The 12,024-nt window shown below is 42.3% G+C and carries 6 protein-coding genes; all 6 read right to left on the bottom strand.

Annotated elements, in window-relative coordinates:
* Nucleotides 1-5 precede the first annotated feature (5 nt).
* On the bottom strand, nt 6-2,633 hold the full coding sequence (locus tag BN3283_RS03880; protein WP_059025703.1) for a zinc-dependent metalloprotease: 2,628 nt from the start codon (nt 2,631-2,633) through the stop codon (nt 6-8).
* 32 nt (nt 2,634-2,665) lie between these two features.
* Nucleotides 2,666-5,311: a zinc-dependent metalloprotease gene (locus BN3283_RS03875; protein ID WP_059025702.1), complete on the bottom strand. Its 2,646-nt coding sequence runs from the start codon at nt 5,309-5,311 to the stop codon at nt 2,666-2,668.
* Nucleotides 5,312-5,386: 75 nt separating this feature from the next.
* Entirely contained in the window at nt 5,387-8,017 is a 2,631-nt protein-coding gene (locus tag BN3283_RS03870; RefSeq protein ID WP_082667061.1) for a zinc-dependent metalloprotease, read from the bottom strand.
* A gap of 123 nt (nt 8,018-8,140) precedes the next feature.
* Complete coding sequence (locus BN3283_RS03865) at nt 8,141-9,781, bottom strand: PKD-like family lipoprotein (RefSeq protein ID WP_059025701.1); 1,641 nt, start codon at nt 9,779-9,781, stop codon at nt 8,141-8,143.
* Nucleotides 9,782-9,798: 17 nt separating this feature from the next.
* Nucleotides 9,799-10,491, bottom strand: a complete 693-nt coding sequence (locus BN3283_RS03860) for a DUF4843 domain-containing protein (protein WP_286137501.1) — start codon at nt 10,489-10,491, stop codon at nt 9,799-9,801.
* A gap of 29 nt (nt 10,492-10,520) precedes the next feature.
* A complete protein-coding gene (locus BN3283_RS03855; RefSeq protein WP_059025699.1) occupies nt 10,521-12,002 on the bottom strand; it encodes a RagB/SusD family nutrient uptake outer membrane protein in 1,482 nt (493 codons plus the stop codon).
* Nucleotides 12,003-12,024: the final 22 nt, after the last annotated feature.

The following is a 12,024-nucleotide window of genomic DNA, read 5'->3' as shown; positions in this document are numbered from 1 at the left end:
ATATCTCAATCATTGAAAATATTATCCATCTGACGAACCATTAATTTATAGTATTGTTGCATCTCAGGCGTCCCTACGTTTTGTTTACCCTTAAAAGCGGAATACATTTTCCGTAACAAAGTGTAATTATCCGGTTCCATCGGAAAAGTTTTAAAGAGGAAGAAAGGATCTCCAAATCCGGAAACCTCTGCCGGGTGCTGCATATTCCGTTGTTCACCCCATGTTCTTCTGTTCGTGAAACGTCCCATCACATCCTCACCGATCTCCCCGTATTTCTCCCGGCTCAAAGCTCTCACGCTTTCCGGCACCCGTACAAACGGCGTTTTCAGATTCCACTCGAAAGGTTTCATCCCCATGTCTTTTTTCTGCGCACCGGATGCCTCCAGCAATGCCGCTAACAAACCTTTTTGCAGACTCTGTTCACCCTTCGTGAGTTTCTTCCCTTGCAAGGTCGGAGTCATTACAAAATCATACAGATCGCTCAAATACTCTTCTCTACTGAAAGGTTTCTTTTCGTCGGAAAAGGTTTGTGTCATCGCAACCTTATGGATAATCATAAGAAGACCGCGAAGTATGTCTTTTTGAAACTCTTCCGCAACTTCCCGTCCCAAAGGCAATCCCTTCATATCATCCAACCAGGAAAGATCCCGGGTCTGCTCCAATACAAAACGCAAGGCATTCTTTTGTCTTTCCCGGGATACCACACCGTAAGCCGGGACCTTATCGTTTTCATATCTTTCGTTCAAATAAAGACCGCCCAAATTACACATCACATGGTTCAAATAACGGGCAAACTGATAACGTGCTTCATTCAACATATTCTTACGGAACTTATAATCCTTATCCTCATCCTTTACCCATTCATCCATATGTTCCAACACATATTTTAAGTTTTTCACTCCATAAGTGGCGGACTTCACGGGATCATCCCCTAAATCTTCTTCCATGGCACGGGGATCGTAATACTCTCTGAATTGTTGTTTTCCGTAACGATAAACAGGATTGTCAGACCTCTCCGTAATAAACTGATCCAAAACGGGAATCTCTTCTCTGGCAGACCCTATATCCAGCAGGGGCTTATACAACCATTCGATAACATAATAATCATACAATCCCAAACGAGGGGGTGTCATTTTCACGCCGCGAGCGGCATCTCCAGGCTGGGCCACATAGTTATTACGGGCATAATCCATAATGGAATAGGTTGTTCCGTATTTCCGCGTGAACGACGGAGAACGCAAAGAGTCCGTCGGAATAGCCGCCGAAGCAGACATATTATGCATCAAACCCAACGTATGTCCGACCTCGTGAGCCAATACATAACGCAAACAGTCACCGAAATCCTTGTCATCCAACCGGATTTTTCTGACGGAGGGATCTGCGGCGGCAGTCTGTAAAAAACGCCAATCCTGAACCAGCTCCACCAAATTATGATACACGTACACGGAAGCATTTAAAATCTCTCCCGTACGAGGGTCCGTCCAGGAGGGTCCCATGGCATTCGCAACAATGGAAGGAGAGTAACGGATACATGAATATTTCAGGTTATCCGGATCAAAATCAGGATCGTTTGTCGGAAAATCTTCCGCACGCATTACATTCTTAAACCCTATTTTCTCAAAAGCGGCATTCCATTCGCATATACCTTCTTTGATGTATTTTTTCCACTGATCGGGAAAGGCATTATCCACGTAAAAAACAATCGGCTTCTTAGGTTCCACCAACTCGCCCCTCCGGTAAGCTTCCTCATCGGTAGGCTCCAATCTCCAACGGGTGGCATAATACAAAACATCTATCCCTTTTTTCGGATCTCCCATTTCATACATTCCCTGGTAGAATACGCCTATACGCGGATCTGCATAACGGGGACGTGCGGGTATCTCCGGCAAAAGAATAAAATTACGGGTCATGATCTGCGTCACCGGTTTGTCCGAACAATAACGGAAATACGAAGTTTCAGCAGATAAACGGAATGCCAATTGGGATTGAACCGTTACATTATCCTCGAAAGCTTTCATCTTCAATACCTGAGACTCTTCCCGCATAAAATTCTTATTCAGAGGGCTCCCCCACATCATGGACAAGATCGGAGACCAAGGAGAAAAAGAGGGTAACGTCTCGTTATCGCTCAATAAAAAATCCGTCATATCGACAACAACTGCCGTACTATCCGGAGTATAAGCCTTAATTTCGAAATTTTTAATGACTGCCGGAATATTTCCCCGGTTCATACGCTCCTTCAATGTTTCATTCTGGGTCATGTAAGTCGTCTGAATCAACCCCAAGCTGACCAAAGTCGAATCTTTCTGAGTAAAGGTTACCAACAAAGGATCTGAAGGGCGTTCTCCTATACTACCGAACATATTGTCCGTGGTTCCCGAAATCGTGGATCCCAATAACATTTCCCGATTCATCAATTTCGTGGGAATTTCAAAATAGATCTTGCCGTCTACCTTATGCAAGGTAAGCAAGCCTTTCACCGTTTCGCAGGCCTTATCTCTGAATAGTTCCTCGTAACGGTTGTCTTTTCTTTCCGTTACTGCCTCTTTCGGATTCTCCTTTTTCTTCCGAGCATGCGCCATACAAGGCAGTAACAAAACAATTACCAATAAATATATTATTCTGCTTCTCATTTGTTCATTTATTTAAACATTTTACCCGTTAACTATTTCTTCTCTAAAGATTTCTTAATCTTATAGAGTAAGTAATCATAATGCTGTCTTGTCTCTCCCGAACTTTTTACGCTCGCCTTTTTCAATAAATCTTGTACCTGCAAAACCATAGCATAAAATTCATGAGAAGTCGGGTAATCCGAAACACGAATCCACCAAGGCAGCCAATAAGCCCCTACTTCACGGACCGGATTTTCCATTTCGAATCTATTTTTATGAATAGGACTATTTCCTTTCATCCTTATCTCGTTTTTCAAACTGGTATTCCAGGCCAACCGGTTTGTTGTAAATAACCTATCGCCTGAAGTTTTCAAGGTTGCAGCCGATTCGCCCAAAGTCGAATTCTTCAATGCCATCGCCAAATAAGAAGTTTGTAATTTCATCTCCTCTTTTGTCAAAGTACGATTCTTTAAAGTCCCTTCCCAAACGAATTGATAAATATCCCTTAAAAGTTCATTCGAGGTATACGCATTCGCAAACTTGGCTTCACATAGTTTCAAACGTCCCATTTTAGAATAGAGAAGACCAAAAACGGTACTATGCATAGCATCTACCATAGAACCGCGCCCCGGTCCCATTTGACGGATCAGATCCAGGTCCTCCAGCCAGGAAAGATCTTTAGAGAAATTCAATAAATAGTGAACCATCTTCCGTTGTTCTTCTTTCGGAAGCATTTCGTATTTCTTCACCTCTTCATCCGCATTGGCCTCGATCATCCGGATTCCACCTATAAAACTGGATAATTGAACCAGCTGATTTCCACCTAAATTCGAACACAAACCTTCATAAATACCTGCCCGTTTCGACATATCTCTGTCATCTTCTTTATACCACTCGTAAAAATGAGCCAGCGCCCCTTTCATATTCTGAAGAAAATACTCGAAGGCCTTAATCTGGTCGTCTCCCAAATCGGAAAGGAACACGGAAGGATCAAAAGCACCGTAATATTCAAACAAACGATAACGGCAATTCGGATTATTCCTGGACTCTTTGATCCAACGGTCCAAAGTAACCTTTTCGTCTTGAGGGGTCCGGGCTCCTTCTATCGGTTTATACAACCATTTAATAGCATATTCATCGTATTCGCCGATACCTTTATTCGTCATCCTTACCCCCTTCTCGACATCTCCCGGTTGAGCGATATAATTACTCGGAACGATATCCATAACGGAGGGACTCAACCCGTACTTTTGCGTAAACGAAGCCGAACGTAAAGAGTCGACAGGATAGACGGCAGAGGCCGCACAATTGTATATTAAACCGAGATTAAATCCCATGGTAGAAGCCATCTCCAAACGAATCATCTCCCCCAACTGCTCTTCGGTCAGCTTCGCCCGACGCACGGAAGGATCCGCATTCATCGTGGAAAGAACCCGTTCTCCGTACAAACCACCGATAAAATTATCAGGAATACAAATAGACATACTTAAAATTTCTCCCGTACGGGGATCCACCACCCTATGGTTCATTGCCATAAACCAATTGACGGGAACATAACGAATCACAGAATATTCAATATTAAGCGGATCAAAATCCGGATCGTCTTTCGGGAAGTCCCGAACCTCTATTACGTTTTTAAACCCGATTTTTTCAAAAGCTCCGTTCCACTCTTCCAATCCCGCTTTGATGTATTTTTTCCATGCCTGAGGCATAATCGTATCCATATAAAATACAATCGGTTTCGTAGGTTCCACCAATTCGCCTCTTTTGTAAGCCTCCGGATCGGAAGGCTGAATCCGCCAACGACTGGTATAATACACCCTTTCCAATCCCTTCATAGGACTGGTAAAATCATTACTCATCACGTAATTCACACCGATACGGGAGTCCGAAAGGCGAGGCATCATGGGTTCTTCCGGCAATAACATCAATATTTTGTTACTAATTACCGAAATCTTCACGTCCTGTGCCAGATAACCACCGAAAAATCCCAAATAATCCACATCGTATCCCTGTTCGCATTTTACCACGATGTTGCTGTCATAGGCTTTAATCCCTTTCAAATGCGTACGGTTCTCCTGCAACTTATGTCTCCGCCCGATAAAACCGAACATCGCATTCGGTGCATAGGGAGGAAACGGATTGGTATAAATGGAATGTTTCGTAAACAAAGGGGTCAATTCGATAACCACGGCCGAACTATCCGGAGTCCAGGCCTCAATTTTATACGTACCAAAGACTCCCGGTAAGGAGGATTGCTCCAAGGCTTTCTCTATAGCCGGATCTTTACTGCTATTGGAAGGAGCTACCGGTAAAAAATCCGTTTCAACAGCCATCCGTGCCTGAATAACGGAATCCCGACGGATAAAACGCAGGGTAAAACCTCCTCCGACAAATTCTCCCACGGAACCTTCGCCGTTATCGGTAATCTTGTCTATAGTGGAAGCCAATAACATATCTTTCTCCAACAAGCGAAGAGGAAATTCCACGTACACCTTTTTATCAACCTGGTGTACGGTCATCAATCCTTTCACGGTAGTTACTTTCTTATCTTTAAATAATTTCTGGTATGGAGTCAATTCCTCTACCTGCTCTTTATTTTTCTTCTCTTTTTTCTTTTTACGGTTACTCGCGTCGACTTCCATTGAAAACGCAAAAAGAAGAGCAAAAAGAGATATGACATATATAACTTTTCTCATAATTTCTACTTATTTTATTCACTTTATTTTTCGCATTCATCCGAAAAATCAAACTCTGCTGAATCTATTCGATGATTATCTGCCTAAAGCTTGTTCTACTTTATGAATCAGTAACTCGTAATGTTGCCGGGTCTCTTTTGAACCTGTATTCGCTCTGTCTTTCAATAAACTTAACGTTTGTTGCAAAGTCGACAAATAAAGAGGTTCCATTGAATAGTTCTCGATAGGCAGTTGTACCCAAAAACTGAATCCATTTATTCCCACCTGAGGAGTATCGAACCGATTCTGCAACTCATTTTTTACCATGAAACGATTCCGCAGCAATCCCGAATCGTACTCCCCTGTAAATCCATAGGTATCTCTGCTCTTCGCAAGTATAGTTTCCGGAACGGTGATCAGATTCTGATCCCGGAATCCTATACCTCCACCGGATCCTAATTGAGTGCTTGTTGCTCCGGATCCCTTGATCAATTCCGACAACAATGCCATTTGAAGTTTCCGTTCCGCCCCGGTCAAATCTTTACCTGCTTTCGTCGGGGCAAAAACAAATTCATAAATATCATTGAAATACTCTTCAGGAGTATAGGGTTCAATCTCTTTCGTATACTTCGTCCCGAAAGCCACGATTCCAGTACGATTCAAAACGGCAGGCAATACGATATCCTGAATGGTCTGCGCAAAAGTCCCCATAATCGGCATCTCTGCCTGAAAATCCTTATCGTCAATCCATTCCATATCCCTTACTTGTTCGAGCATGAAACGAAGGGCTTGTCTTTGTCTCTCCTTCGCCACGATAGCAAAACTCGGACGCAGGTCTCCGTCATAACGTTCGTTCAAATATACTCCACCGATATTGGCCAATACATGATTCATGTAACGGATATATTGATACAACAACTCGTTGTACATATTTTGCCGGAAACTGAAATCCTTATCGTCGGCAGCCGTCCATTCATTCAAATGTTTTAGGATATACTTCAAATTTTGCACACCATAAGTAGCCGATTTAACCGGATCCTCACCCAAGTCTTCTTCGAAGGAACTCGGATCATAATGCGCTAAAATCTGTTGTTTCCCGTAACGATAAACAGGATCTCCCGATTTTTCAGAAATCCATCTGTCCAGTACAGGAACCTCTTCTTTTGAAGATCGAGCTGAATATATAGGTGTATACAACCAATGGATCAGGTAATAATCGTAAAGTCCCAATACGGGAGGTGTCATCCGTACGCCGCGGGCGGCATCGCCCGGTTGAGCCACGTAATTGTTACGGGCGTAGTCCATAATAGAATAAGTCGTACCGTATTTTTGCGTGAATGACGGAGAACGCAAAGAGTCCGTCGGGATGGCAGCCGAAGCAGCCATGTTATGCATAAATCCCAAGGTATGCCCCACTTCGTGAGAGATAACATAACGGATGCAATCTCCCAATGTCTCTTCATCCATATCCACCTTTCTGACCGAAGGATCAGCTGCGGCCGTCTGCAAAAAACGCCAATCCTGAACTAACTGGATCAAATTATGGTAAACCGAAATGTTAGCCTGGATGATCTCGCCACTTCTCGGGTCTGTCCAAGAAGGTCCCATAGCATTAGCTATCGGCGAAGGAGAATAACGCACGCAGGAATACTTCAGATTGTCCGGATCGAAATTCGGATCGTCCGTCGGAAAATCTTTGGCTACAATAGCGTTTTTAAAACCGATCTTCTCGAAAGCAGCCTGCCACTCTTCCACTCCTTTTTTCACGTACTTTTTCCAGTTTTCAGGGAAAGCGTTATCCACATAAAAAACAATGGGTTTTATCGGTTCTACCAACTCTCCCCTCTCGTAAGCCTCCCTGTCCTTAGGCTCTAATCTCCAACGAGTAGCATAATAATCAATTTGGGTCTGTTCTCCCTCGTTAAAAGCATATTTCCCTCCCACGAAAATACCGATACGAGGATCAGCCGGGCGAGGACGCATCGGAGTCTCCGGTAAAAGCAAAAAACTACGGGTCATAACGACTGAAAAAGGCATCTTGTATAAATAATAAAACCATCTGTCCAGCACACTCATCTCGTAAGTCAACAAAGACTGAACACTAAAATTATCTTCAAAAGATTTAACCTCACCGACACAGGATAGTTGATTTTTATACTGTTTTTCCATCTTCATATCCCGATTCATCATCAAGATCGGACTCCACGGAGTAAAAGGACTCAACTCCCCCTTATCGCTAAGCAGGAATCGCGTCATATCTATGATGACGGCAGAACTGTCAGGAGTATAAGCTTTAACTTCAAAACTTTCCATGGTTGCCGGCATACTTCCTTCGCTCATCAACTTTTTGTACCGCTCGGTACTCGTAGTCTGAATAGAATTAACCTCCCGTAAACTGACGGTGGCCGAATCATCCTTTACAAACACCACGTGAAGCGGATCGAAAGGTTTCTCTCCCACACTACCGAATAAATTACTGGTGATCTCCGTGATCGTGGATCCCAGTAACATCTCTCTCCCCAATACCTGTAAAGGAATTTCAAAATAGACCTTATCGTCCATTTTGTGAATAGTAATCACTCCCTTTACCGTCTTGCACTTTTTATCCTTAAATAGCCGTTGGTAAGGAGTCTCTTTTTTAGTCTTTTTGTCTTTTTTAGTACCTGCCATACCGATACAGGGCAATAAAAATGCAACGATCAGAAAAAAAATCGCCTTGTTCCTCATACTTTTTTGTTTAATAATTTTAACAGTTAATTCCGGTTCTATTACCAGAAAATCGATTCACATAACATACGCACACCCGATATTGAAATAGGGAAAGAGCATAAAGCTCTCTCCCTTCTATTTTTACCACTGATTACTACCTGTTCTTAATTTCCTTATAAACTGAATATCTCCGAAATCTTGAGGATAAAAATCAATGTCATCCTCTGTAACACCATCGATAAAAGCACCGGCCACAATGCCCATTTCACACAATTTCCCGTTCGACAAACCAATTCCCATGTACACGGCCCGACCCGATAGGTCAGTTACCTCAATACTTTTAATCGTGGCTCCTTTAAAGTCATAAAGCAATCTCGCGTTGGCTACACCACCCTCGTCTCCCGCAAACATATAACCATACAACTTATCATGCTGATCACCTCCCGAAAACAGGAAATACTGTTTCTCTCGAGGAGAAATTGCGAATACATTCTTTCCATCTAACAACTCGCTACTCGGGAAAACTTTTTCTATCAACGGAACTACTTCCCACAATCCGGTTTCCCAATCTCTATGATACTTGAATATCATATAGTAATATTTTCCATCCTTTCCCGGATTGTTATTTTTATACATAACGAAATATCGCAAGTCGTCCCCATCTTTATAACTACCGTAATAAAGCATCTCCACATCACCCATATTATTCATCATGGTAAACTCCTCGGACGGTGCCTGATACACCTGAGAAATCACACCGCCCTCAACAGCTCCGTCATAATATTCGAAACGATCCTGTAACATCAGGAAACGATTGTTTTTCTTATCGAATGTCAAACCAACCAACTCATCATAGCGATAAGAGGCAAACGGGCCGGCATCCATTCCTTTTTCGATAGCTACAGAAAAATCCGGGAATTTTCCGGTGAAATAAGCATCCGGATCATCTTTTCTTCTCAAATACACTTGTCCGTCATCGGTAAGCAGAATAGTTCCTTTCGGTTTATCGTAAGCCTTGACAAAATTCACACCCTGCGGTAAACTTCCTCCCACAAATTCATCTGCCAAGGATATACTCTTTTGGAAAGTCGCACCGTCAACATAAACCGGTCCGATTCCCCCCTCCTGCAAGATCAAAACCTGGCAAGGCGTCATAAAACCTCGCTCCACGAAGAAACACTCGAGATCCTTTATCTCTCCGCCCAATTCCAATCCCATATTTCGTTCCGCAAAAACATTTTCGATGGTATAAGGTACGGCAACATACTCACCTGTTACCGGATCACGACGATGTTCGATATTGGCATAGTCGATCACATAGTCGCCGTTCCGTTTAGTTACAATCATCCACCCGCCCGTCAAATCATCCGACCGAATGTACAACTGCAATCCTGCATTTGCATCATTGGAATATATACCGGACACGAATTCCAAACCGCTCACGCTATCCTGGATAATAAGATAACAGTCTCTCCCAGAAAACCATCCGGCCGTATCGGCAATCCACACCAACTCTCTCTCCCTGCTAACCACTTCACCGAACAAAACCCATTGAAAGCCCAAACGCACATTCTCTTCATCCAATGCAAATGTCAATTCGGGAGAGACTTTTACCGTAGAACCGATCGAGTATCCCCCTTCGGAATCGTAATCCGATTCATTCGTTATAAAACTCGTTATTTGAACTTCATTGATGGCCTTGTAATTATAATTCCCTTTATCTTCATAACAGCTATAAAGAGAAACAAAAAGGAATAAGGCTAATAATATTCTTATTTTCATATCATATCAATTTATAATTAACCCAAAACAGGAACTGTCATCTCTACATTTCCTTCATCCATAACCGGCTTACCCGTCTCATTCTTGATATTAATCAAATAATATTTGAACTTCAATGAATAATACCTCTTGTCACTTGCACTCATGTTCTCCATGCTGCTTATACCTGTCGCCTTGATAAACTCGGCATATTTAGTCTCCGTATATCTGCCCAAATAAGAAGAACTGATACGCTCATCCCACCAGGTAGGTGTAATGGCCATCGAGGTAAAATTAACGATCAACCTCGTATTCGCGAGAGGACCGACATTAAAATCATCACTTGCAACAATCTTCAAAACCAAACGTACGCGTTTATTGTCCAAATTAGGAGTCTTGTTTAACGTAAGTACGAGGGTATCCTTATCCTTCCCGGCCTCCCAGACTTGATCATTGCTGAAACTATAGTCATTTGCAGCCGCAGTCGTCAAATCCTGATCTACTTCTATCCGATACTTGCAATTACCCGTAATCTCTTTCCCGGCATAACCGATCTCTATCTTTACCTCTCGACTGTTTGCCCCGGGATAAAAGAAAAACGATTCCACAATACTATCGGTGGAAGTATTGGAAAAATAAACGTACCGTTCCGCATCGTATGTATCCAATTTATCTTCACTACAGGAATAAAAAACGGAAAACAGTATTGTAAATATGAATATATATCTCATAATACTATATTTTAATTTATTAATTAACGTCATAATAATACGTTTTCACTATCAGGTATCGGTAAATAGCTCCGTCCTGTCAGATCTATCGAACTGGCACCGTCCCACAAGGAACGATTTAATCGCTTGTACATAAAGAAAGACTGTCCCTCACCCATAAACTCTCTCCGGGCATCGATCAACATAAAGTCCATGAACTCCGTGGCGTTATTGATATTCGGCCAAAGAGTGATATCATTCCGCCGTTCTTTAATCTCTTGAAGCAATTCACAAGCACCTTCAACATCTCCGTGCGATGCCAAATACTCGCCCATGATGTAATACAATTCGGCTTTACGAATCACCGGAATAGCTTCCACATCGGTAGTTCCTTGTCTGTTTTTTACGGAAACACGGCCGCCGTCCCGATAATTCATGGTCAGGTAGAGATAACGCACGTCACTTCCCAATGCATCTCCGCTGAACAATCCTTTCAGGTTTCTATAATAAAGAGGGGACGTACTCAGGTAAGGTTTAAAATTATCCGCATTTTTCTCATTATAAAATGCCATGATAACATCACCTAATAATTTTTTATTTCCATTTTCACTTGTTCCATCTATATCCCATTCGTAATTAAAGTCAAAGGGGTTCGACCAGCGACTCTCTTTCAGGTTACACACGGCATAGGCTTCGTCATAGGCCTCTTTTTGCAATCCCATATAGGAATAAACCCGGGCTAAAATAGCTCTTGCAGCAGCATAATGCATACGATATCCCGGGCGTTTCTCAAAGTAAGAAACAACCTTCGTCTCGTATTCGTTCCAAAATAACGTAAACCTGGTATCTCTTAAAACTTTAGCTATACGTATAACAGACCGATCATCTTCTATAACATAGGATGAATCCCATTGTACCAACAAAGGCTGGGCCTCCTTCAAATCGTTCACGATTCTTTCCAACGTTTGATTCACGGTTAACGGTATATTTATCGTACCGTTAATATCCGTCACATAAGGAATGTATCTCTTACCGTCATCTTTAGCGGGAGCAAACAAACGCAACAAATCGAAATGCACGAACGCCCTCATGGCTAAAGCTTCCCCGTAAATTTTTGCCTTCTCTATCTCTCCGAATTCAAAAGCACTCGCACTCTCTTTGGATACATGGTCGATCAAGTCATTACAATCGGCTATCACGTGATACATTTTACTCCATATCGTACTGGCGAGTCCTTTTACGACATTTCCTTTGTAAAGGAAATTATTGATATCTTTCTGATCATCCGTCAGACACTCTTCCGTATAGTATTGTCCTAAAATATCCATAAACCCCCAGCTCAGGTTTTCGCCATACAAAGAAGTTTCTGACAACCCCATATAGATACCATTCAACTGCATCCGATAACCGCTGCCCGTTGAATACAGATCATCACTACTCACCTGATTGTCAGGTTTTACATCGAACCAATCTTCACATGACATGAAGGTGATGATATTTATAAAAAATAATATATATTTTATTCTTTTCATATTTTGTAACTTTTAATCCATC

The organism is Gabonibacter massiliensis (assembly GCA_001487125.1).
GTDB classification, from domain to species: domain Bacteria; phylum Bacteroidota; class Bacteroidia; order Bacteroidales; family Marinifilaceae; genus Gabonibacter; species Gabonibacter massiliensis.
The sequence above is the reverse complement of the archived record's forward strand: the minus strand, read 5'-3'. Positions and strand labels throughout refer to the sequence as shown.

Bases quoted from the DNA above. Each gene is read 5' to 3' on its own strand.
- BN3283_RS03865 (WP_059025701.1), bottom strand. From the start codon at position 9,781: ATGAAAATAAGAATATTATTAGCCTTATTCCTTTTTGTTTCTCTTTAT.
- BN3283_RS03855 (WP_059025699.1), bottom strand. From the start codon at position 12,002: ATGAAAAGAATAAAATATATATTATTTTTTATAAATATCATCACCTTC.
- BN3283_RS03860 (WP_286137501.1), bottom strand. From the start codon at position 10,491: ATGAGATATATATTCATATTTACAATACTGTTTTCCGTTTTTTATTCC.
- BN3283_RS03880 (WP_059025703.1), bottom strand. From the start codon at position 2,633: ATGAGAAGCAGAATAATATATTTATTGGTAATTGTTTTGTTACTGCCT.
- BN3283_RS03875 (WP_059025702.1), bottom strand. From the start codon at position 5,311: ATGAGAAAAGTTATATATGTCATATCTCTTTTTGCTCTTCTTTTTGCG.
- BN3283_RS03870 (WP_082667061.1), bottom strand. From the start codon at position 8,017: ATGAGGAACAAGGCGATTTTTTTTCTGATCGTTGCATTTTTATTGCCC.